We start from the raw sequence: 23,008 nt of genomic DNA on the forward strand, positions 1-23,008 counted from the left end.
CGGTGAGGGTGGAGGCGGATATCTTCGCCGCCTATACTGCGGAAATCATCCCCAATCCCCTGAATTCTATGACCACGCAAATTCTGACCCGCGACTGGCGATGGCCGGTCGCATTCGCCGTGCTGGCGGTAGCGGTAGCGGCTTTGTTCACGCTACACACCCACTGGGCGGCATTTCTGCAATGGTGTCTGGCGACGCAAATCACCCTGCACCGTTACCTGGTCATGTATCTGCTTCAGCTCAATAACCACCAATATAGCGGCGGAGTATGGCTGCTGGTCGGCGCATTTTTTTACGGCGTACTGCATGCTGTTGGGCCAGGCCACGGCAAATTTATCGTGACAACCTACCTCAGCACGAATAACGAAAGCCAGACCGCCGCGCGCGTCATCCCGGTGCTGGGCAGCCTGATGCAGGGCGTCAGCGCCATTCTGTTTGTCTTCGTGCTGGCGGTCGGGTTTAACCTCGCCTCCGGCGATCTCAGTGAAAGCCGCTGGTACGTGGAGAAAGTCAGCGCCGTAATGATTGGCGGCTTCGGCGCGTATGTGGCGTGGAATGCCGCGAAAAGCCTGCGGCCACGCACACTGAAATTCAATGCGTTTTCACCGCTACATCAACATGATGCCGATTGCGACTGCGGCCATCATGGCGTCGGCGCCAGCACGCAGGGCGACTGGAAAACCCGCCTCGGCGTGATCCTCGCCATTGGCGCGAGGCCGTGCAGCGGGGCAATCATGATTTTACTGTTCTCGAACGCGCTCGGCATTGTGAGCTGGGGGATTGCGGCAGTGATGACCATGGCGATTGGCACCGCGCTGTCAATCCTCGGTCTGTCGCTGGCCGTGCGCTATGCGCGCAACCGGACAGCCACCTTTTTTGGCGATGACGCAAGTCAGATGCGCTGGCTGGTACCCGTGCTAAAAATTGCCGGTGGCGTGGCGCTGATGCTGTTTGCCGTGGTGCTGTTCCTGACGGTGATCCCGGTCAGCGCGAACGGCGATTTTATTGCGGCGGGTTGTTAAGCGGCGCCTTTATGCTGCTAAAAAAAGACCCTTACGGGTCTTTTTTTAGCAGTAATGCTTACTCGTTGATGCGCGGATGTTGATCCACCAGACGCGTGCGCTTCGCCTGCAACTCGGCGATCTCCGCGTCGATATCTTCGATTTTCTGTTCGATATTGTCGTGGTGCTCGCGCAGGATCTCTTTCGCTTCCTGAATATCCGATGCAGCGGGCGTCGCGCCTTTCAGCGGGCGGTTCGCGGTCTCTTTCATCGTCAGGCCGGTAATCAGGCCAATCACCGCCACAATCATCAGGTAGTAAGCGGGCATTAACAGATTCTCTGAGCTTTCTACCAGCCAGGCCGTCAGGGTCGGCGTCAGACCGGCTATCAGAATCGAGATGTTAAAGGCGCTCGCCAGCGCACTGTAGCGAATATGCGTCGGGAACATGGCGGGCAGCGTAGAGGCCATCACGCCGGTAAAGCAATTGAGGATCACCGCCAGCATCAGCAGGCCCGCGAAAATCAAGCCAATCACATTGCTGTTAATCAGAATAAAACACGGAACGGCGAGAGCAAACAGCGCCACGCTGCCCAGCAGCACGAACGGGCGGCGGCCAAAGCGGTCACTCAGCAGCCCCATCACCGGCTGGACAAACAGCATACCAATCATGATCGCGATGATGATCAACACGCCGTGATCTTCCGAGTAGTGCAGGTTATGCGACAGGTAGCTCGGCATATAGGTCAGCAGCATGTAGTAGGTGACGTTGGTGGAAATCACCAGGCCAATACAGGTCAACAGCGCGCGCCAGTGTTTAGTGGCGATCTCTTTAAACGAGACTTTCGGCCCCTCTTGCAACCCCTGACGATCGCCCTGCTCCAGCTTATCGACATGCTGCTGGAACGCCGGGGTCTCTTCCAGCGCGTGGCGCAAATAGAGGCCAATAAGGCCGAGCGGCAGCGCCAGGAAGAACGGAACACGCCAGCCCCAGTCCAGGAAGTTCTCCTCGCCCACCACGGTGGAGAGCAGCACGACCACGCCCGCGCCAAGCACAAAACCGGCAATCGAACCAAAGTCCAGCCAGCTTCCCATAAAACCGCGCTTACGGTCCGGGGAGTACTCCGCAACAAAGATCGACGCGCCGGTATACTCGCCGCCGACGGAGAAACCCTGCGCCATCTTACACAGCAGCAGCAGAATCGGCGCCCAGATGCCTATCGTGGCGTAGGAGGGGATCAGCCCGATACAGAACGTACTGATCGACATGATGACAATGGTGATAGCGAGGATTTTCTGTCGCCCGTACTTATCGCCCAACATACCGAAGAACAGACCGCCCAGCGGGCGAATCAAGAAAGGAACGGAGAATGTCCCGAGCGCAGCAATCATCTGTACGCTGGGGTTTGCATCGGGGAAGAACACCTTACCAAGGGCGTAGGCGACAAAGCCGTAGACGCCGAAATCAAACCACTCCATCGCATTACCGAGTGAAGCGGCGGTAATCGCTTTGCGCAATTTCGCATCGTCAATGATGGTCACATCGCGCAATGTAATGGGTTTAACTTTTTTCCTTTTTAACATGCATGTTTTCCTCTTTAGCTTGCGCCCTGAACCGCCCGACGCTTATCCCTGCCGGGCGTTTTTACAGCTTTTCAGCCTTCCTGTTCAAGCGTAGCAGGTTTACTTACACTGGCGGTTTTCCGCCGTACAACCGAACCTGTTGACGCCTGTTGGGCAGTGAATGACTTATTTACCCTAACAGGGTTTAAAAATGTGATCAAATTCACACAGTTTTACCCAGCGATATTCAGCCCCTCCTTTTCATCCCCTGCACACCCTTTTTCCACAGCACAACGCGGCTTATATCCACGCTAAATACCCATGTTTTATCACGGTCGTGATTATTACTTTTCTAGTGTCCTCGTCGCTATATTTCGTCACAACCTAATTACATCTCTAATAACAGAAATAACACCAACAAATCTTTACACAGAATATGTGATCGGCATAACTAAAACATTGTTTTATTCTTATTGAATCAATATTCCATAGAAAGCATGATACGCCCATAAAAAGCGGCGCTAAGAAATGTCTTGCAAGGATTGTCAGTCAATTCCAGGGCGTTCCGTGAAAGTCGATAGTGAATATTTAACGAGCGACAGTATTTAACCACCTGAATCGAAAGGTATTAATTTTTAGCTTTCCTCGTTCATGATAATGACGAGCAGTGAGGATTATCTATGAAAATCAAGGCCACGATTGAACGTATCCCTGGCGGGATGATGCTGGTTCCGCTGCTGTTGGGGGCAATCCTGAATACACTGGCGCCGGATACCGGGGCTTATTTCGGCTCTTTCACCAAAGGCATGATTAGCGGTACGGTACCGATTCTTGCAGTCTGGTTTTTCTGTATTGGCGCCTCCATTGATTTGCGTGCAACCGGCACCGTATTACGTAAATCTGGCACGCTGGTGCTGACCAAAATCGCTGTCGCCTGGCTCGTGGCGATGATCGCCGCGTCATTTATTCCGGACAGCGGAATTCAGACCGGTTTCTTTGCCGGACTTTCGGTGCTGGCGCTGGTTTCCGCCATGGATATGACCAACGGCGGTCTGTATGCCAGCCTGATGAACCAGTACGGCAGCAAAGAAGAATCGGGCGCTTTCGTTCTGATGTCGCTGGAGTCCGGCCCGCTGATGACCATGGTGATCCTCGGTTCCGCCGGCCTCGCTTCCTTTGAACCCCACCACTTCGTTGGCGCGGTTCTGCCGTTCCTGATTGGTTTTGCGCTGGGTAACCTCGATCACGATCTGCGCGCTTTCTTCAGCAAAGCAACGCCGGTGCTGATTCCGTTCTTCGGCTTCGCGCTGGGTAACACCATCAACCTGAGCGTGATTATGCAGACCGGTCTGCTGGGCATTTTCCTCGGCGTTGCGGTCATCATCATCACCGGTATTCCGCTGATTATTGCCGACCGCGTGATCGGTGGCGGTAACGGTACGGCAGGCGTCGCAGCCTCTTCAGCCGCCGGTGCGGCAGTAGCGAACCCGGTGATTATTGCGCAGATCAACCCGGCGTTTGAACCGGTTGCCGCCTCCGCAACGGCGTTAGTCGCCGCGAGTGTGATTGTGACGGCGATTCTGGTGCCGATTATCACCGCCCTGTATGCCAAACGCTTTGGCAATCCAGCGCAAGCCGCAGACCGTGCAGAGAAACCGGTCGAATCCACCGGGCATTAATAGCGCATAAAAAAAGCCCCTGACGGGGCTTTTTGCTGTTCGCTATGTCCTGCGATTACCAGCCCGACCGGCCAGACAATTGCGGGGCACACCGTTTTACTCACCGAAGATCTCTTCCACCATCGCCGTAGCGATACGTGATGCTGAACAGAGACGCGGCATGCCGAGGGCTACGGTCTGCCAGCTCTGCGTGACCGACCAGCAAATAGGATGGCGTTCGGCATCGCACCAGTCGCCAAGCCAGCCGAGTAAATCCTTATAATCCATCAGCCCCGGCGTGGAAGGCGTTGCCAGCCACTGATGATAAAAATGGCGGGTCGCCGGTGAGGCATTGATCCCCTGCGCCAGAAAATCGGCGGCCATGGCGCATAAATTATCTTTCAGCATTTGCGCCACATCTTCGTTGCCCAGACGACAGGCATCGCCAAAAGCGCCCCAGCGCAGCTCCTCCAGCGCCACATAACAGCGCCCGGCCATCGACCAGCCGTTGTAGTTTCCGGCGCGCCAGTGGGCAAAAACCTGTTCGCTGTGATGTCCGGCCTGTACCGCCAGCCCACGTTGCGTCAGCGCTTTCTCTTTCCAGGCGGCGCGCTGGCTGAAGTGGCTCAACAACTCTTCATACTGTTGTACGCTGCCAGGATTTACCGAACGCCGTTCCGTCTGCTGCAATGCGCTAAGCCGCTGGGTAATGCGCGTGAGTGCCAGATGTCCGGGGTCGAGCATGCTCGCCAGCTTCTCCGCCAGCCCTAAACGTAGGGTGTCGTTTTCATTTAATACGCCGGACATCGCCCACGGCCGCAGTTGAGTTTGCGCCATGATCTCTTGCGTCAGGCGTTCACGAAATAACTGCTGCTGAGGCACAACCGGCGACTGGCGCGCAGCGTCTGCGCCCTGCACCAGATCAACGATAAATTTTGGATGAATACACTCAAGTACCCGTCCGGGGCCATCCAGAAGTTGATTTTTCATGGCTGCTCTGCTGCGAATAAGGTTTGTATATCATCGCGTAACAGCCGGGCATCTTCATGGATCCAGTTAGCCGTCCTGATGCTCTGTTGCAGATGCTGACGCAACATCTGCACTGATGATTCGTTTTGCTGACGTATCGCCAGGCTGTCACGCAAACTTTCCTGTAGTCCCGCAAGACTTAACGAGAATTCGGCGAAAAATGTTGCCATCCCAGCCGTAACAGAAACATCGACCTGCGCTGCCAAAGCTTTACGAATTTGTTCACAAAAATGAGCCACATGGCCGATCAGCTTTTTATGCAGCGCGGCAATATCAATCACGTAACGGGTGCGGGTAGCGACATAATCATCCCAACCCCAACCGGGGTTATTTAACCAGCGAGACACCGTTTCCCGCACACTGCCGGAACGCGGTGCCTGCCCGGCTGGCGTATCTTCCGGGGCGATCACGTTGGTGAACAGGGAACGGGTATTAAAATTGAGCGCACTGGGCTGGAACGCAGGGAAACTGATACGCGCGCGGAAACCGGCATGGTTAAGCTCTTCTTTAATACGCGTTTCAATCGGGCGCATGGCATCGTTCAGCGAACGCGTCAGCGTATTTTCCAGCTCATCAAAACGCAGCGCCAGTTCACGGCTGATGCGCTCCTGCGCCGCCAGCAGAATAGTTTCACAGGCCGAACGGATCTTGCTCAGCGCAATTTGCGCCTGGCCTTCGTTTTCCAGCACCAGTTGACCGGGGTTATAACCTTCATCAAGGCGCAAATCAGCCTTACCGTCGCCCAACGCCTCCATCATCTGCCCATCGTGGAACCAGGCATCAATGGCCTCAACAATTTCGAACTGCTGGCCGTGGATAAAGATCTCCGCTGCCGCCAGCGCCTCTTCGACTTCATGTTCGATCTCGTCGCTGACGGACGCCTGACTGGTGCGCAGCAGCGCCATATCCTCTTCCAGCCGGGTAATATTTTGCTCCAGTTGCTCGTAAGCCACCGTCAGCCCCTGATAGCGAAAATCGAGATATTCGCGCGCGCTCTGGGTGTAATTGAGCAGCTTATGCGATGCAGAACGCAGCGCGTACAGCGAGGCATTGGCATGCGCAGCGTGCAGTAACTTACGGATCGGTTTCTCAAACAGCGAATCTTCCCACAGCAGCTCTGCCGCGTGATGAATATGCTCAATATCGTCCAGATCGGCGGTGCGCCAGCGGCGGCCCAGCGCCGCTTCGGCAAAATCCTGCACCCAGCGCTGCTCCTGCGGATCCGGCAACTGACCGCGATGTTTTAACTCATGGCGCGCGCGGTTAGCCAGATATCCCCACATGGAAGAGACCGGAAAGATCTGCGTCGGGTTGATATTGCCTTTCATTAGTGTTCCGGAAATCAGCGCCCGCACCTGCTCTTCGTCATCGCTGTTACGATCTTTCTGATCGAATTTATTCACTAACGCGTACAGCGGCACCGAACGCCCCACTGCAGAAATCGCGCGGCGTACCTCTTCATCAGAGATAGATTTAAGCTGGGTGTAATCCATCACCGCCAGCACGGCGGAGGCCCGCGCCAGCTGTTCGTTGAGCATTTTTTGCAGATGCGGCTGCCCGGCTTCATTCGGCCCGGGGGTATCCAGCAGCGTGAGCTGGCCGAGTTGGTTCTCCAGCCCGGCCAGATGCACAAACTCCACTTCAATCACCGGGATATGTTCAATCGCCGCATAGGCGGAGAAGGGAAAATCCACATCCAGCGCTTTCGACAGGCGCACCAGGTCGTTGAGGCTTTTTAAACAGTGGAAAATAGGTTGCGCACCGAGATAGTGCTTATCAAATGCATCGCCTTGCGCAATACGATCCAGCAGCGCAGCCATGTCTTTATCGATCTCAAGCTGCTGCGCCAACTTTTCCCGGTCATAGTTGAACAGCCGGGTTTGCAGTTGTTGCGCAAGCGCGTCAATCGGGCCGACATGGGAGAAATGCAGGATCGGCTCTTTCTGACCCGGCGTATGGCGAATAAGCGTCGGCAACGCGGTCATCGGCCGGTTGCGGTTGGGCAATACTTCCGTACCCACGATCGCATTAATCGTAGTGGATTTGCCGGCTTTCATGGTACCGACGATCGCCAGCACCATCTCCAGCCGGGTGATTTTCCGTAATTCGTTATGCAGCGTAGCCTGTTGCGCCTCTACGCCGCGAGCGCTGAAATGCAAAGGCAGCACATTGGCATTTTCTGCCTTACCGACCGCGTTCGTCTCATCAAACGTCGCTGCCGGCATTTTTTTCAGTGCCTGGAGATTATGCAGTGAAAGTTGTAACAACCTTTCTGCTTCCTGGCTTAATTCAAAAATTGTTTGTGTGTGCATGACAAAAGTCTTTCCTTAACGCAAATTTTCTTACTTTTATTTAGCCGGAATGTTTTATTAGTGAAGTTTCGGCTTTTATAATTACGTGTGGAAAATATCTTCGAAAAGATAAACACCTGATGATAATCAGGAAAATATAATTTTTTCTCTCAAAAAATGGCAGCGTCACACCTCCGGCTTTTAAAGACCAGAGAGTTAGAGCGTAGCTCATTTTCAGGAACAAACAGGATATATCGTCATTATTTACCCACCCGCTTTGAGAGGAAATTATCTGCCGCAGAGACAGACACAGTAGGCATGACAGTTTAGTTATCTAATGGCACCGTATACTACACGCCACCATATCTGAATTACTAAATGGTGGCAATTTCCGCCATAAAATATTCTAAATATTATCTCAGGAAGTTTGCTTCCGGCCTTTCTGCGATAAGCATCGCTTAAGCGAATGACAGGTTATGTCACCGCCTGGACTTTTTTTATCCTCACGCCTGGAAAATAATAACAACGGCAATTGTGCGGTTTTGCTGTATAATTGCCGCCTTTCAGGCATTGTGCCTTTTGTGCTGGCCACCGCCAGCGTTGTATGTTCTTTTGAGGAAATCCCTATGCAACTCCCCCACTGCCCAAAATGTAATTCCGAATACACCTATGAAGATAATGGCATGTTCATTTGCCCGGAATGCGCTCACGAGTGGAACAATGCTGAACCGGCACACGACGCCGATGAATTAATCGTCAAGGATGCCAATGGCAATCTGCTGGCCGACGGCGATAGCGTAACGGTAATTAAAGATCTGAAAGTAAAAGGCAGTTCTTCAATGTTGAAGATCGGCACCAAAGTTAAAAATATTCGTCTGGTCGAAGGCGATCATAATATCGATTGTAAAATCGACGGTTTCGGCCCGATGAAACTGAAATCAGAATTCGTTAAAAAGAACTGATGATTCGGCGGGAAACTTATACTTCCCGCCTGGCTTTCTTTCACTTTCCCCCGCTACACTCAATGGCAGATTTCGTTACCAGAGGTAATGATTATGCCGCTCAGTCCCTACATCTCTTTTTCAGGCCAGTGCAACGACGCCATTCAGTTCTACCAGCAGGCTTTACAGGCTGAATTACTCTATAAAATCACCTTCGGCGAAATGCCCAATCCCCCGGAAGCGAATGATGACGGCTGTGCCGCCGGGTACGCGTTTGCCGAAAGCGATATTGCTCACGCCAGCCTGCACATCGCCGGTAGTGAGATCATGATGAGCGACGGCAAACAAGGCGCTGCGGCGTACGCCGGTTTTACCTTAAGCCTCGCCACCCAGGATGTTGCGCAGGGTAAAGCCTGGTTTGACACTCTTGCCGCCGAAGGCCATATCACGATGCCCTGGCAGGAAACCTTCTGGGCGCAGGGTTTTGGCATGGTGACAGATAAATTCGGCATCCCGTGGATGGTCAACGTCGCCAAACCACCGCAAACCTGATTCACAGCACATTCCCCAACGGGAGCCGTCAGCGGCTCCCTTTTTTTGCCCGTTGCAGATCACTCTTCATCTCTCAGCAACGATTGCATAACCCAAATGAAACATTAATCCGCCAGCATGGACTCACGCTGTGATGACTGCCATAAGGCAGCCGTTTTTTACCCGTGAGGTTCAGATGACCATGCACTTGTCCAGACATCCGACCAGCTATCCCACGCGCTATCAGGAGATTGCCGCCAGGCTGGAGCAGGAGTTGCGAAATAACTATCGCTGCGGCGACTGGCTGCCAGCGGAACAGCAACTGGCCGCACGCTTTGAGGTGAATCGCCACACTTTACGCCGCGCCATCGATCAACTGGTGGAGAAAGGCTGGGTGCAGCGCCGCCAGGGCATCGGCGTGCTGGTGCTGATGCGCCCGTTTGATTACCCGCTCAATGCCCAGGCGCGCTTTAGCCAGAACCTGCTCGATCAGGGCAGCCATCCCACCAGCGAACGCCTGCTGGCGGTACTGCGTCCGGCCTCCGAGCACATCGCCGATGCGTTAGGCATCAGCGAAGGCGACAACGTGGTGCATTTACGCACCCGCCGCCGGGTGAATGGCGTCGCCCTCTGTCTTATTGATCACTACTTCGCCGATCTCACGCTGTGGCCGCTGCTGCAACAGTTCGACCACGGTTCGCTGCATGACTTTTTGCGTGAACGCGCGGGGATCAGCCTGAAACGTACCCAGACGCGCATTAGCGCGCGTCGTGCGCAGGTGAAAGAGAGCCGCTGGCTGGAGATTCCCAATATGGCGCCTCTGCTCTGCGTGCGCACCCTTAACCATCGCGAAGGCGACGTCAACGCGACGGAGTACTCCGTCAGCCTGACCCGCGCCGACATGATCGAATTCACCATGGAGCACTGAGATGCACTTTGATACGCCTACTCGTCAACGCTGGATGGCAGCGCTTGCCCAGTCCACCCCGGAGATGCTGCGGGCGCGGATGCGTACGCTGGGCCTGGCGCCCGACTATGAGCATGTCCGCGAGCCGCAAACCGGGCTGGTGCAGGTGCAGGCGCGCATGGGCGGCACCGGCGATCGCTTCTTCCCCGGCGACACCACGCTGACCCGCGCCGTCGTGCGCCTGAGCAGCGGCCAGCTCGGCTTTAGCTGGGTGCTCGGGCGCGACAAAGGCCATGCCGAACGCTGCGCCGTGTGCGACGCGTTATTGCAGGAGCCCACCCATTTCCAGACGCTGATGGAAACCCTGATAACCCCGCTGGAAGCGGACCGCGCCGCGCGCATTGCAGCGCGTCTGGCAGAAGTCAACGCCAGCCGGGTCGACTTTTTCACCCTGGTTCGCGGAGATAACGCATGACCTTACAACCCGCTTTCGCATCGGCGGTTCACGATGCTCAACACTGTTTTCGCCGTCTGTTAAAAGCCATGAGCGAGCCGGGCGTCATCGTCTCGTTGCCACATCTGAAACATGGCTGGCCGCCGCTTAACCCGGCATCCACCAGCGTATTACTGACGCTGGCCGATAACGACACGCCGATCTGGCTCTCAGCTGCCGTCGACAACGATCTGGTACGCCAGAACCTGCGTTTTCACACCAATGCGCCGCTGGTTGACCAGCCGCAGCAGTCGCTGTTTGCCGTCGCCGATCACACCCTGAGCGCCGAACAGCTCAGCGCCCTGCCCTGCGGCACGGATATCAGCCCGGAAACCAGCGCCACCTTGATTTTACAACTGCCGTCACTGAGCGGCGGCCGCATGCTGCGCCTGACTGGCCCCGGCATTCTGGAGGAGCGCATGATTGCGCCGCTGCTGCCGGAGTGCATCACCGACGAATTTACCGACCGTCCGCACTCGTTCCCCACAGGCATCGATGTGATCCTGACCTGTGGAGAACGCGCGCTGGCGATACCACGAACCACACTGGTGGAGGTGTTCTGATGTACGTTGCTGTCAAGGGGGGCGAAAAGGCGATAGCCGCAGCCCACGCGCTACAAGAACATAAGCGTCGCGGCGACAGCGAGCTTGCGGAGCTGAGCGTTGCGCAAATTGCTGAACAGATGCATCTGGCCGTCGATCGGGTGATGACCGAAGGCGGTATTGCCGATCGGGAACTGGCGGCGCTGGCGCTGAAACAGGCAAGCGGCGATAACGTCGAAGCCATCTTTCTGCTGCGCGCCTACCGTACAACGCTGCCACGCCTGGCCGTCAGCGAACCCATTGACAGCGCGAAGATGCGTTTAGAGCGCCGGATTTCGGCGGTGTACAAAGACATTCCCGGCGGCCAGTTGCTTGGCCCGACTTACGATTACACCCATCGTTTACTCGATTTTGCGCTGCTGGCCGAGGGTGAAACGGCCTCATTGCCGAGACGTGAAGTACAGCCGGAAACCACGCCGCACGTCTTTGCGCTTCTGGAACAAGAGGGGCTGGCGAAAGCTGAACAGGAGAGCGGCGCCGTGCCGGACGATATCACCCGCCAGCCGCCGGTTTACCCTTGCTCCCGCTCTGCACGTCTGCAACAACTGGCGCGCGGCGACGAAGGCTATCTGCTGGCGCTGGCCTACTCCACCCAGCGCGGTTACGGGCGCAATCACCCCTTCGCCGGGGAGATCCGCAGCGGTTATATCGACGTGGAAATAGTGCCCGAAGAGCTGGGTTTTGCAGTGAACGTCGGCGAATTGCTGATCACCGAATGTGAAATGGTCAACGGCTTTGTCGCCCCGCAAGAGGAGGCGCCGCACTTTACCCGTGGCTACGGGCTGGTGTTCGGCATGGGCGAACGCAAAGCGATGGCGATGGCGCTGATGGATCGCGCCCTGCAAGCCGCCGACTACGGCGAAATGATAAAAAGCCCGGCGCAGGATGAAGAGTTTGTGCTGGCGCATGCTGATAACGTCGAGGCGGCGGGTTTTGTCTCGCACCTCAAACTTCCCCACTACGTCGATTTCCAGGCCGAACTGGACTTGCTCAGACAGCTGCAACAGGAGAGCTCCCGTGGCTAACGCGCTGACCGGTTACAACTTTGCTTTTCTTGATGAGCAAACCAAACGCATGATCCGCCGGGCGCTGCTAAAAGCGGTTGCCATTCCCGGTTACCAGGTGCCGTTTGGCGGGCGGGAAATGCCGATGCCCTACGGCTGGGGGACCGGCGGTATTCAGTTAACCGCCAGCGTCATTGGCGAAGACGATGTGCTGAAAGTGATCGATCAGGGCGCGGATGACACCACCAACGCCGTCTCAATCCGCCAGTTCTTCACCCGCGTGACCGGCGTGGAAACCACCGAACGCACCGCCGACGCGACGCTGATTCAGACTCGTCACCGCATTCCTGAAACGCCGCTGGTTGAAGATCAGGTCCTGATTTACCAGGTGCCGATCCCGGAGCCGCTGCGCTTTATTGAACCGCGCGAAACCGAAACCCGCACCATGCACGCGCTGGAAGAGTATGGCGTGATGCAGGTGAAGCTGTATGAAGACATTGCCCGCTTCGGCAACTTCACCACCCGCTACGCCTGGCCGGTGAAAGTGAATGGCCGCTACGTGATGGACCCGTCGCCAATCCCGGCATTTGATAACCCGAAAATGCACTTCATGCCCGCGCTACAACTGTTCGGTGCCGGGCGTGAAAAACGCATTTACGCCGTTCCGCCGTATACCCAGGTCGAGAGCCTCGACTTTGAGGATTACCCCTTTGCGCCGCAAAAGTGGGATCAACCGTGCGCCATCTGCGGTTCCACCCACAGTTATCTGGATGAAGTGGTACTGGATGATACCGGCACGCGCATGTTCGTCTGCTCCGATACCGACTACTGCCGCCAACAGAGCGAGGCTTTACGCAAATGACCCAACCGCTGCTTTCGGTGAATCAACTCTCCCATCTCTACGCGCCAGGCAAAGGGTTTCAGGACGTCTCGTTCGATCTGTGGCCGGGTGAAGTGCTGGGCATTGTCGGCGAATCCGGTTCCGGTAAAACCACCCTGCTGAATGCCATTTCAGCACGGCTGGCGCCACAGCAGGGGCAGGTTATCTATAACGACCGCGATCTGTACGCCATCAGCGAAGCCGAGCGTCGCCGTCTGCTGCGAACCGAATGGGGCGTGGTACACCAGCATCCGCTGGATGGCCTGCGCCGCCAGGTCTCCGCCGGGGGCAATATCGGCGAACGGCTGATGGCGACCGGCGCGCGGCATTACGGTGATATCCGCGCCTGCGCGCAACAGTGGCTGACGGATGTCGAGATCCCATCGTCACGCATTGACGATTTGCCTACCACCTTTTCCGGCGGGATGCAGCAGCGACTGCAAATTGCCCGCAATCTCGTGACGCAGCCAAAACTGGTGTTTATGGATGAACCCACCGGCGGGCTGGATGTGTCGGTTCAGGCACGTTTGCTGGATCTGCTGCGCAGCCTGGTGGTGGAGATGAACCTTGCCGTGGTGATGGTGACCCATGATTTGGGCGTCGCACGCCTGCTGGCAAACCGTCTGCTGGTTATGAAACAGGGCCAGGTGGTGGAAAGTGGGTTAACCGATCGCGTGCTCGACGATCCACATCACCCCTATACCCAGTTGCTGGTTTCCTCGGTCTTGCAAAATTAAGGAGTCTGCGATGTCTGTTTTGCGTGTGGAAAATGTCAGCAAAACCTTTGTGCTGCACCATCAGAACGGCGTACGACTGCCGGTGCTGCGCGACACCTCGCTGGAGGTGAACGCCGGGGAATGCGTGGTGCTGCACGGCCACTCCGGCAGTGGAAAATCGACGCTGCTGCGCTCGCTGTATGCCAACTATTTGCCGGACGCCGGGCATATTCATGTCAAACATGGCGATGAATGGGTCGATTTGGTGCAAGCTCCGGCGCGAAAAGTACTGGACGTGCGTCGTCATACCATCGGCTGGGTCAGCCAGTTTTTACGCGTCATTCCACGCGTCAGCGCGCTGGACGTGGTAATGCAACCGCTGCTGGAGCTGGGGCTTTCCCGCGATGTCTGCATCGGCAAAGCCAGCCAGTTGCTGACGCGGCTGAATGTGCCGGAACGCTTGTGGCACCTTGCACCGGCAACGTTCTCCGGCGGCGAGCAGCAGCGCGTCAACATCGCCCGCGGCTTTATTGTTGACTACCCGATTCTACTGCTTGATGAACCGACCGCCTCGCTGGATGCGAAAAACAGCGCCGCCGTCGTTGAACTGATCGCGCAAGCCAAAGCGCGCGGCGCAGCGATTGTCGGCATATTCCATGACGAGGCCGTGCGCGAAAGCGTCGCCGACCGTCTGTTTCCGATGGGAATCTCCGCATGATTATCAACAATGTAAAACTGATCCTTGAAGACGAAGTGGTCGACGGTTCGCTGGAAGTGCGCGACGGCGTGATCCGCGCCTTCGCCGAAACCCAAAGCCGCCAGCCAGGCGCTCATGATGGTGACGGCGGCTGGTTGCTGCCGGGGCTTATCGAACTGCATACGGACAACCTCGACAAATTCTTCACCCCGCGCCCAAAAGTGGACTGGCCCGCCCACTCCGCAATGAGCAGCCACGACGCGCTGATGGTCGCCAACGGCATCACTACAGTGCTGGATGCGGTCGCCATTGGCGATGTGCGCGACGGCGGCGATCGGCTGGAGAATCTGGAGAAGATGATCAACGCGGTGGAAGATTCGCAAAAACGCGGGCTAAATCGCGCGGAACATCGCCTGCATTTACGCTGCGAACTGCCGCACCACACCACGCTGCCGCTGTTTGAAAAGCTGGTCGGCCGCGAGCCGGTGACGCTGGTATCGCTGATGGATCACTCGCCAGGCCAGCGCCAGTACGCCAGCTACGAAAAGTATCGCGATTACTATCAGGGCAAATATCACCTGACCAACGAGCAGATGGATGCGTTTGAACAGGAGCAACTGGCGCTGGCCGCCGAGTGGTCGCAGCCTAACCGGATGGCAATTGCCGCGCTCTGCCGGGCGCGTAACCTGCCGCTGGCCAGCCATGATGACGCCACGCGCGAACATGTGGTGGAATCCCACCAGTTAGGCAGCGTGATCGCAGAATTCCCCACCACCTTTGCCGCCGCCGAAGCCTCGCGCGAGCACGGCCTGAGCGTACTGATGGGGGCGCCAAACATCGTGCGCGGTGGCTCGCACTCCGGCAATGTGGCGGCGCATAAACTGGCGCAGCTCGGCATGCTGGACATTCTCTCATCGGATTATTATCCCGCCAGCCTGCTGGATGCCGCCTTCCGCGTTGCGGCGGATGAGCAGAATGATTTCACCCTGCCGCGCGCTATTCACCTGGTAACGAAAAATCCGGCACAGGCGCTCAAGCTTGACGATCGCGGAACGCTCGGCGAAGGAAAACGAGCCGATCTGGTGCTGGTGCACAATAAAGGCGACCACGTCCGCGTCGATCACGTCTGGCGCGAGGGGAAACGGGTGTTCTGATGGGCAGACTGATCTGGTTGATGGGGCCATCCGGTGCCGGAAAAGATACGCTGCTGGCCGCACTACGCAGCCGCGAGCATCCCCAGTTGCTGGTGGCGCACCGCTATATCACGCGCCCGGCAAGTTCCGGCAGCGAGAACCATATCGAGCTAAGCGAAAAGGAGTTTTTTACCCGCGACGAGCAGCATCTGTTTACCCTGAGCTGGCACGCCAACGATCTCTACTACGGTATCGGCGTGGAGGTCGATCTCTGGTTGCAGGCGGGGTTTGATGTGGTGGTCAACGGTTCGCGCGGTCATCTGCAGCAGGCGCAGACGCAATACGGCGAGGTGCTGATGCCAGTGTATGTGCAGGTATCACCGGAGATTTTGCGCCAGCGGCTGGAAAAACGCGGACGTGAAAGCAGCGTGGAAATTACCGCGCGGCTGGAACGCGCGGCCCGTTACTCGGCGGGTGACTGTCTGACGCTGAACAACGACGGGAGTCTGCTACAGTCAGTGGAAGGATTGATCTCGTTGATACGCGCGCAACAAGGGAAAAGTGCGTAATGCTGCCGGCGCATGCAGCACGCGCCGTTTACGTTAACTCAACCGTTAAAGCGAGGCGCTATGAGCCTGACTCTCACTCTGACCGGCACCGGCGGTGCACAACTGGTTCCGGTATTCGGTTGCGATTGCGCAGCCTGCTTACGTGCGCGCCAGCAGTCGCAATATCGTCGCCAGCCTTGCAGCGGCGTGGTGCAGTTTAACGACGCGGTGACACTGCTGGATGCCGGGCTTACCGATTTAATGGAACGTTTCCCGGCGGGTCAGTTTCAGCAGATTCTGTTGACGCATTACCATATGGATCATGTGCAGGGGCTGTTTCCGCTGCGCTGGGGCTTAGGCGCGAAAATCCCGGTTTACGGCCCGCCGGATGAACAGGGCTGCGACGATCTGTTTAAACATCCCGGTCTGCTTGATTTCAGCCATACCGTTGAACCGTTTGTGGTGTTCGATCTGCAAGGATTGCAGGTCACGCCGTTGCCGCTGAAGCACTCGAAACTCACCTTTGGTTATTTGCTGGAATCGGCGCACAGCCGGGTCGCCTGGCTTTCGGATACTGCCGGTCTGCCGGATAAGACGCTTAAGTTTTTACTCAATAATCGCCCGCAGGTGGTAATCATTGATTGCAGTGAACCGCCCTGCGCAGAGACGCCGAAAAATCATAACGATCTGCGCACCGTTATCGCCCTGAATGAGGTGATTGGCTGCCCGCGCGTCGTGCTAACCCATATCGGGCATCGCTTTGACGTCTGGTTGATGAATAACGCACTGCCGACGGGGTTTGAGGCGGGTTTTGATGGCATGCGGATTGTACTGGATTAGACCGCACAATATGGATATATTCGTCCCGTTGCTTACCGGCATGGGTTAAGCAGACGCAGCCTGTAAAGAGGTCGTTTGAAGGATAAAGCGTACAGACTCGCACTGATAGGGTTGTGGATAACGCAACCGGGTCTTAAATACCCGCGTGTGACCAATAAATAATTAGCACATCGCGGCTTACAGAGTATGACTTGCCATGAATGTGCTTTTTATTTGTAGCCGCAACCAATGGCGCAGCCCGACCGCTGAGCAGGTGTTCCGTCGCTACCCCGGGGTAAATGCTCGCTCTGCTGGCACACAACGCCATGCGAGAAAAACTGTCTCGCCCGCCATTCTCTCCTGGGCAGACGTCATCTGTGTGATGGAAGAAAAACACAAAAACAGCATCCTTGCCGACTTTAGCCGCCTGGTGCAGCATAAACCTGTTTATGTGCTTGATATTCCTGATCAATACCATTTTATGGACCCGCAACTAATCACGCTGCTTGAGGATATCGTTCCGGAACGCCTGGGTTTGCGCGTGCCGGTGCTGGCGCGTTAGCGGTCGTCGTCCTCTTCCAGCCTGCGTTCTTCGTCATCCAGCTGGCGTCGCTCCCGATCGAGCTGACGCTGGCGCTCATCAAGCTGGCGTCGCCTGTCTTCAAGCTGCCGGTAGCGGTTGTCATAATTCCGGTACTGCTCGTCGCTGCGGCGGCTGCTTTCATCGTCGCGACTGCCGTCAGAGCTGTACGCGTCGCCGATTGCCCGCTGAATATTGCCAATAGCGTCGTCGATAATATCGGCGTGCGCCATCTGACTACTGAGTGAAAGAGCGCCGAATAACAGCGCGGTCGCGTAACGTTTCATAAAGCCAGTCTCAAAGGGGGGACTGGCTGTACGTTAGTGCAGAGGCTGCCTTAGCGGGTAGCGGAGGAATCTCAATTACGGGCGGAAGGTGGCTGCTTCTCAATTTGCGCAATCGCATCCACGCGTAGCTGATGGCGACCGCCTTCAAACTCGGCGCCCAGCCAGCTATCGACAATCATTTTCGCCAGTTCCAGCCCGATAACGCGCGAACCGAACGCCAGTACATTGGTATCGTTATGCTGGCGCGAAAGCTGTGCGGAGTAAGGTTCGCTACACACCACCGCACGAATACCGGGGAATTTATTGGCGGTGATAGAGATGCCAACGCCAGTACCGCAAATCAAAATACCGCCGTCTGCCTCGCCATTCAGTACCGATTGTGCTACCTCGCTGGCGAAGCGGGGATAATCGGTGCGTGTCGTCGACCATGTGCCTTTATCAATGATTTCAATACCTTTTGCTGACAGATGCGCCAGGATATCCGCCTTCAGGATAAACCCGACATGATCGCAGCCGAACGCAATCTTCTTCATATATCCGCCTGGTTAGTGTGCAAACTTTACGAACCCGGTGAGTTTTGTGATTTTTGACCGGTAAACTGCTGAATAAAACCGCAAAACCACCGGGAACAGCGCCTGTTCTACACGGCATGAATTCACAAATCAATAGCCTTATGTGCATGAAAACCCCTACACCTCAGACGTACCACATTTCATAAATCAATATAATTTATTGTTTTTAAAACAAAACTGATGAGCGCACCAACCAAAACATTACAGAAAACTTCACAACACACAAAACTTTATGAATTAATTAATTCTGTGAAGTTGCCGACATATTTATGGTTCCGGATGTGGTGATATAGTGTCGTCTTCATTTCAAGGACAAGAGAAAGCGATGAGTCAGACAGAATTCGACCACGGTCTTCCCAACGGCATCGGCCTCGCCCCTTACCTGCGCATGAAGCAGGAAGGGATGACGGAAAACGAAAGCCGCATCGTGGATTGGCTATTAACACCGGGCAATATCAGCGATGCCTCCGCGATTAAAGATGTAGCGGAGATGCTGACGGTGTCGGAAGCCATGATCGTGAAAGTGTCGAAACTGCTGGGTTTTAGCGGTTTCCGCAATCTGCGCAGCGCACTGGTGGAGTACTTCTCTCACTCGCAGCAGGTGCTGCCCGCTGAGCTGTCGTTTGACGAAGCGCCGCAGGATGTGGTGAACAAAGTGTTCAATATTACGCTGCGCACCATTATGGAAGGCCAGTCGATCGTTAACGTGGATGAAATCCACCGCGCGGCGCGCTTCTTCTATCAGGCCAAACAGCGCGATCTCTACGGCGTTGGCGGCTCTAACGCCATCTGCGCCGATATTGAACATAAGATGTTGCGCATCGGGGTTCGCTGCCACGCTTACCAGGACGCGCACATTATGATGATGTCCGCATCGCTGCTTAAAGAGGGCGATGTCGTACTGGTGGTGTCGCATTCCGGACGCACCAGTGATTTAAAAGCGGCCGTTGAGCTGGCGAAAAAAAATGGGGCAAAAATTATTTGTATTACTCACAGCTACCATTCGCCGATTGCCAAAATGGCCGACTTTATTATTTGCTCGCCAGCACCAGAGACCCCTTTATTAGGGCGAAATGCCTCAGCACGAATATTACAATTAACATTACTTGATGCTTTTTTTGTTTCGGTTGCACAACAGAACATTGAACTGGCCACACAGAATATGCAAAAAACCGGTGCCATCGTTGATTTTTTCTCACCGGGCGCATTGAAGTAAAAACAAATACTCATCCCGCCGCAACGGGATGAGTAAAATTACCCTACAATGAGAAGACCACTATGAATAAATATCTGAAATTATTCAGCGGAGCTGCTATCGGCCTGATGATGAGCACCAGCGTATTTGCCGCTGCCGAATACGCCGTCGTCTTAAAAACATTATCCAACCCGTTCTGGGTGGATATGAAAAAAGGTATCGAAGACGAAGCGAAAACACTGGGTGTCAGTGTGGATATTTTTGCCTCGCCGTCGGAAGGTGATTTTCAGTCGCAATTACAATTATTCGAAGATCTGAGCAATAAAAATTATAAAGGCATCGCCTTTGCCCCACTCTCTTCCGTTAACCTGGTGATGCCGGTCGCCCGCGCCTGGAAAAAAGGCATTTATCTGGTGAACCTCGATGAAAAAATCGATATGGATAACCTGAAAAAAGCCGGCGGGAATGTCGAAGGTTTTATTACCACCGATAACGTTGCAGTCGGCGCAAAAGGCGCAAGCTTTATCATTGAACAGCTTGGCGCACAGGGCGGCGAAGTGGCGATTATAGAAGGTAAAGCAGGCAACGCCTCGGGTGAAGCGCGCCGCAACGGCGCCAGCGAAGCGTTTAAGAAAGCCAGCCAAATCAAGCTGGTCGCCAGCCAGCCCGCCGACTGGGATCGCATTAAGGCGCTGGACGTCGCTACCAACGTGCTGCAACGCAACCCGAACCTGAAAGCCTTCTACTGCGCCAATGACACCATGGCGATGGGCGTTGCCCAGGCGGTGGCGAACGCCGGTAAAACCGGCAAAGTGCTGGTCGTCGGCACCGACGGCATTCCGGAAGCGCGCAAAATGGTGGAAGCCGGGCAGATGACCGCCACCGTCGCGCAAAACCCGGCGAATATTGGCGCTTCGGGTCTGAAAATGATGGTTGATGCGGCAAAAACCGGCAAAGTTATTCCGCTGGATAAAGCCCCGGAATTCAAGCTGGTCGATTCAATTCTGGTCACTAAGTAAGCCATCAACGCCGGATGACGCTTTGCGCGCATCCGGCCTGAAGAGTGTGCAAAGAGGTTACTTATGGTCACGCCATATATCTCAATGGCGGGTATCGGCAAATCCTTTGGCCCGGTCCACGCATTAAAGTCCGTTGATTTAACTATTTATCCTTATGAAATTCATGCGTTATTAGGAGAGAATGGTGCCGGTAAATCAACGTTAATGAAAATTCTCTCGGGGATTCACGACCCGACCAAAGGCACCATCACCATTAATAACGTTAATTACGACAAACTTGATCATAAACTGGCGGCACAACTTGGTATTGGCATTATTTATCAGGAACTCAGCGTTATTGATGAATTAACCGTGCTGGAGAATTTATATATTGGCCGCCATATCACCAAAAAGGTATGTGGCGTCAATATTATCGACTGGCGAGAAATGCGCGTACGGGCGGCAATGATGTTATTGCGCGTCGGCTTAAAAGTCGATCTCGATACCAAAGTGGCGAATTTATCGATTAGCCACAAGCAGATGCTGGAAATTGCCAAAACATTAATGCTGGATGCCAAAGTCATTATTATGGATGAGCCCACCTCTTCGCTGACGAATAAAGAGGTGGATTATCTTTTCCTGATCATGAATCAGCTGCGTAAAGAAGGCACCGCCATTGTTTATATCTCGCATAAGCTGGCGGAAATTCGCCGGATCTGCGATCGCTATACGGTGATGAAAGACGGCAGCAGCGTCTGCAGCGGCATGGTCAGCGACGTCACCAATGACGACATCGTGCGGCTGATGGTCGGACGCGAACTGCAAAACCGCTTTAACGCGATGAAAGAGAGCACCGGCAATATCGAGCGCGATACGGTGTTTGAGGTGAAAAACGTCACCAGTCGCGACAAGAAAAAAGTCCGTGATATCTCTTTTAGCGTGAACCGCGGCGAGATCCTCGGTTTTGCCGGGCTGGTCGGCTCCGGCCGCACCGAACTGATGAACTGCCTGTTCGGCGTCGATAAGCGCAGCCGCGGTGAAATTCGCCTCAATGGTCACGCGATTTCCCCACGCTCACCGCTGGATGCGCTGAAAAAAGGCATGGCATATATCACCGAAAGCCGCCGCGACAACGGCTTCTTCCCTAACTTCTCGATTGCGCAAAACATAGCGCTCAGCAAAAGCCTCAAGCACGGCGGTTACAAAGGCGCAATGGGGCTGTTTAACGAACACGAAGAGCGACGGATTGCTGAAGCGCAGCGCGAGCTGCTGGCGCTGAAGTGCCACTCGGTGGAGCAGAGCATCACCGAGCTTTCCGGCGGTAACCAACAGAAAGTACTGATCTCCAAATGGCTGTGCTGCGAACCCGAGGTGATCATTTTCGATGAACCGACCCGCGGTATCGACGTCGGCGCGAAGGCCGAGATCTACAAAGTGATGCGCCAGCTATCGGATGACGGAAAAGTCATCCTGATGGTGTCATCCGAGCTTCCCGAAATTATTGCCGTCTGCGACCGCATCGCCGTGTTCTGCGAGGGGCGGCTGACGCAAATCCTGACCAATCGCGACGACATGAGCGAAGAGGAGATTATGGCATGGGCATTACCACACGAGTAAAAAGCGAAATGAGCGAGAAAAAGCCCTTCAACTTCGCGCTGTTCTGGGATAAATACGGCACCTTTTTTATCCTCGCGATCATCGTCGCCATCTTCGGCACGATGTCGCCGGAATACTTCCTCAACACCAACAACATCACGCAGATTTTTGTTCAGAGTTCGGTAACGGTGTTGATCGGCATGGGTGAGTTCTTTGCCATTCTGATCGCCGGGATTGATCTCTCCGTCGGTGCGATCCTTGCTCTCTCCGGCATGGTAACCGCCAAACTGATGCTGGCGGGCGTCGATCCCGTGCTGGCGACATTGATCGGCGGCGTGCTGGGGGCGATTAACGGCTGCCTGGTCAACTGGACCGGCCTGCACCCGTTCATTATTACCCTTGGAACCAACGCGATTTTTCGCGGCATTACGCTGGTTATTTCCGACGCCAACTCGGTGTATGGCTTCTCCTTCGACTTTGTGAATTTCTTTGCCGCCAGCGTGGCAGGCATTCCGGTGCCGGTGATCTTCTCGCTGCTGGTGGCGCTGCTGCTCTGGTTCCTCACTACGCGCATGCGGCTGGGGCGCAATATTTACGCGCTGGGCGGCAATAAAAACTCCGCCTTCTACTCCGGTATCGATGTGAAGTTTCACGTGCTGGTGGTGTTCATTATCTCCGGTGTTTGCGCCGGGCTGGCGGGCGTGGTCTCCACCGCGCGTCTCGGTGCGGCGGAGCCGCTGGCGGGAATGGGGTTTGAAACCTACGCCATCGCCAGCGCCATTATCGGCGGCACCAGCTTCTTCGGCGGTAAGGGGCGTATTTTCTCGGTCGTGATTGGCGGGTTGATTATCGGCACCATCAATAACGGCCTGAATATCCTGCAAGTTCAAACGTATTACCAGCTGGTGGTAATGGGCGGGCTGATTATTGCCGCTGTTGCGCTTGACCGGCTTATCAGCAAGTAAGGAA

The 23,008-nt window shown here is 55.3% G+C and carries 24 protein-coding genes; 19 read left to right on the forward strand and 5 right to left on the reverse strand.

The features are described from left to right. Nucleotides 1-68: 68 nt before the first annotated feature. The gene (locus DK872_RS18720; protein WP_071920058.1) at nt 69-1,022 is read left to right on the forward strand and encodes a nickel/cobalt transporter; all 954 of its coding nucleotides are present in this window, start codon (nt 69-71) and stop codon (nt 1,020-1,022) included. 58 nt (nt 1,023-1,080) lie between these two features. On the opposite strand, the gene proP is transcribed toward DK872_RS18720, so the two are convergent. Beyond that, nucleotides 1,081-2,583: a glycine betaine/L-proline transporter ProP gene (gene proP / locus DK872_RS18725; RefSeq protein ID WP_007372535.1), complete on the reverse strand. Its 1,503-nt coding sequence runs from the start codon at nt 2,581-2,583 to the stop codon at nt 1,081-1,083. 659 nt (nt 2,584-3,242) lie between these two features. Between proP and kdgT the strand changes: the two genes are divergently transcribed. Then, a complete protein-coding gene (gene kdgT / locus DK872_RS18730; RefSeq protein WP_007372533.1) occupies nt 3,243-4,241 on the forward strand; it encodes a 2-keto-3-deoxygluconate transporter in 999 nt (332 codons plus the stop codon). Nucleotides 4,242-4,337: 96 nt separating this feature from the next. Here kdgT and DK872_RS18735 read toward each other — a convergent pair whose 3' ends face one another. Continuing rightward, the gene (locus DK872_RS18735; protein ID WP_007372532.1) at nt 4,338-5,210 is read right to left on the reverse strand and encodes a diguanylate cyclase regulator RdcB family protein; all 873 of its coding nucleotides are present in this window, start codon (nt 5,208-5,210) and stop codon (nt 4,338-4,340) included. Continuing rightward, complete coding sequence (gene crfC, locus DK872_RS18740; RefSeq protein ID WP_007372531.1) at nt 5,207-7,561, reverse strand: clamp-binding protein CrfC; 2,355 nt, start codon at nt 7,559-7,561, stop codon at nt 5,207-5,209. The genes DK872_RS18735 and crfC overlap by 4 nt, the downstream gene beginning before the upstream one ends. Nucleotides 7,562-8,166: 605 nt before the next feature. Between crfC and DK872_RS18745 the strand changes: the two genes are divergently transcribed. The 13 genes from DK872_RS18745 to DK872_RS18805 all read left to right on the forward strand — a co-directional run bounded on the left by DK872_RS18745 (nt 8,167) and on the right by DK872_RS18805 (nt 17,373). Next, entirely contained in the window at nt 8,167-8,502 is a 336-nt protein-coding gene (locus DK872_RS18745; protein ID WP_007372530.1) for a zinc ribbon domain-containing protein YjdM, read from the forward strand. A 93-nt stretch (nt 8,503-8,595) separates the two neighbouring features. Next, a complete protein-coding gene (gene yjdN / locus DK872_RS18750; protein WP_007372529.1) occupies nt 8,596-9,033 on the forward strand; it encodes a VOC family metalloprotein YjdN in 438 nt (145 codons plus the stop codon). Between the two features lie 181 nt (nt 9,034-9,214). Further along, on the forward strand, nt 9,215-9,940 hold the full coding sequence (gene phnF, locus DK872_RS18755; RefSeq protein WP_007372528.1) for a phosphonate metabolism transcriptional regulator PhnF: 726 nt from the start codon (nt 9,215-9,217) through the stop codon (nt 9,938-9,940). Nucleotide 9,941: 1 nt separating this feature from the next. Then, nucleotides 9,942-10,394: a phosphonate C-P lyase system protein PhnG gene (gene phnG, locus DK872_RS18760; RefSeq protein ID WP_043955565.1), complete on the forward strand. Its 453-nt coding sequence runs from the start codon at nt 9,942-9,944 to the stop codon at nt 10,392-10,394. Continuing rightward, nucleotides 10,391-10,975: a phosphonate C-P lyase system protein PhnH gene (gene phnH, locus DK872_RS18765; RefSeq protein ID WP_074780317.1), complete on the forward strand. Its 585-nt coding sequence runs from the start codon at nt 10,391-10,393 to the stop codon at nt 10,973-10,975. Before phnG ends, phnH begins: the two co-directional genes overlap by 4 nt. Next, on the forward strand, nt 10,975-12,039 hold the full coding sequence (locus DK872_RS18770) for a carbon-phosphorus lyase complex subunit PhnI (protein ID WP_079517072.1): 1,065 nt from the start codon (nt 10,975-10,977) through the stop codon (nt 12,037-12,039). The genes phnH and DK872_RS18770 overlap by 1 nt, the downstream gene beginning before the upstream one ends. After that, on the forward strand, nt 12,032-12,880 hold the full coding sequence (locus tag DK872_RS18775) for an alpha-D-ribose 1-methylphosphonate 5-phosphate C-P-lyase PhnJ (RefSeq protein WP_161518695.1): 849 nt from the start codon (nt 12,032-12,034) through the stop codon (nt 12,878-12,880). Before DK872_RS18770 ends, DK872_RS18775 begins: the two co-directional genes overlap by 8 nt. Next, entirely contained in the window at nt 12,877-13,635 is a 759-nt protein-coding gene (gene phnK / locus DK872_RS18780) for a phosphonate C-P lyase system protein PhnK (RefSeq protein ID WP_071920055.1), read from the forward strand. Before DK872_RS18775 ends, phnK begins: the two co-directional genes overlap by 4 nt. 10 nt (nt 13,636-13,645) lie before the next feature. Further along, on the forward strand, nt 13,646-14,332 hold the full coding sequence (phnL, locus tag DK872_RS18785) for a phosphonate C-P lyase system protein PhnL (RefSeq protein WP_035886928.1): 687 nt from the start codon (nt 13,646-13,648) through the stop codon (nt 14,330-14,332). After that, nucleotides 14,329-15,465, forward strand: coding sequence for an alpha-D-ribose 1-methylphosphonate 5-triphosphate diphosphatase (gene phnM, locus DK872_RS18790; RefSeq protein ID WP_064568748.1), 1,137 nt, complete (start codon nt 14,329-14,331; stop codon nt 15,463-15,465). The genes phnL and phnM overlap by 4 nt, the downstream gene beginning before the upstream one ends. After that, nucleotides 15,462-16,013, forward strand: coding sequence for a ribose 1,5-bisphosphokinase (gene phnN / locus DK872_RS18795; RefSeq protein ID WP_233218424.1), 552 nt, complete (start codon nt 15,462-15,464; stop codon nt 16,011-16,013). The genes phnM and phnN overlap by 4 nt, the downstream gene beginning before the upstream one ends. A gap of 60 nt (nt 16,014-16,073) precedes the next feature. Further along, nucleotides 16,074-16,832, forward strand: a complete 759-nt coding sequence (gene phnP / locus DK872_RS18800; RefSeq protein ID WP_035886925.1) for a phosphonate metabolism protein PhnP — start codon at nt 16,074-16,076, stop codon at nt 16,830-16,832. Between the two features lie 196 nt (nt 16,833-17,028). Beyond that, nucleotides 17,029-17,373 carry a low molecular weight protein tyrosine phosphatase family protein gene (locus DK872_RS18805; protein WP_007372518.1) on the forward strand — a complete coding sequence of 115 codons (345 nt, stop codon included), beginning with the start codon at nt 17,029-17,031 and terminating at the stop codon, nt 17,371-17,373. On the opposite strand, the gene yjdP is transcribed toward DK872_RS18805, so the two are convergent. Beyond that, nucleotides 17,370-17,678, reverse strand: a complete 309-nt coding sequence (gene yjdP, locus DK872_RS18810) for a DDRRRQL repeat protein YjdP (protein ID WP_007372517.1) — start codon at nt 17,676-17,678, stop codon at nt 17,370-17,372. The genes DK872_RS18805 and yjdP overlap by 4 nt on opposite strands. Before the next feature lie 71 nt (nt 17,679-17,749). Next, nucleotides 17,750-18,211 carry a bifunctional allose-6-phosphate isomerase/ribose-5-phosphate isomerase RpiB gene (gene rpiB, locus DK872_RS18815; protein ID WP_035886924.1) on the reverse strand — a complete coding sequence of 154 codons (462 nt, stop codon included), beginning with the start codon at nt 18,209-18,211 and terminating at the stop codon, nt 17,750-17,752. 364 nt (nt 18,212-18,575) lie between these two features. On the opposite strand from rpiB, the gene alsR reads away from it, so the two are divergent. From alsR to alsC, 4 genes are all read left to right on the forward strand, one after another. Then, nucleotides 18,576-19,466 (forward strand): D-allose utilization transcriptional regulator AlsR, encoded by an 891-nt coding sequence (gene alsR / locus DK872_RS18820; protein ID WP_007372515.1) that lies wholly within the window; start codon nt 18,576-18,578, stop codon nt 19,464-19,466. Nucleotides 19,467-19,528: 62 nt separating this feature from the next. Next, the gene (gene alsB, locus DK872_RS18825) at nt 19,529-20,464 is read left to right on the forward strand and encodes a D-allose transporter substrate-binding protein (protein WP_007372514.1); all 936 of its coding nucleotides are present in this window, start codon (nt 19,529-19,531) and stop codon (nt 20,462-20,464) included. A 63-nt stretch (nt 20,465-20,527) separates the two neighbouring features. Continuing rightward, complete coding sequence (alsA, locus tag DK872_RS18830) at nt 20,528-22,060, forward strand: D-allose ABC transporter ATP-binding protein AlsA (RefSeq protein WP_007372513.1); 1,533 nt, start codon at nt 20,528-20,530, stop codon at nt 22,058-22,060. Further along, nucleotides 22,039-23,004 (forward strand): D-allose ABC transporter permease, encoded by a 966-nt coding sequence (gene alsC / locus DK872_RS18835; RefSeq protein ID WP_161518696.1) that lies wholly within the window; start codon nt 22,039-22,041, stop codon nt 23,002-23,004. Before alsA ends, alsC begins: the two co-directional genes overlap by 22 nt. The last annotated feature ends 4 nt before the right edge of the window (nt 23,005-23,008 follow it).

Origin of the sequence: Kosakonia sp. MH5, assembly GCF_009935945.1 — a bacterium.
Taxonomy (GTDB): Bacteria; Pseudomonadota; Gammaproteobacteria; order Enterobacterales; family Enterobacteriaceae; genus Kosakonia; species Kosakonia radicincitans.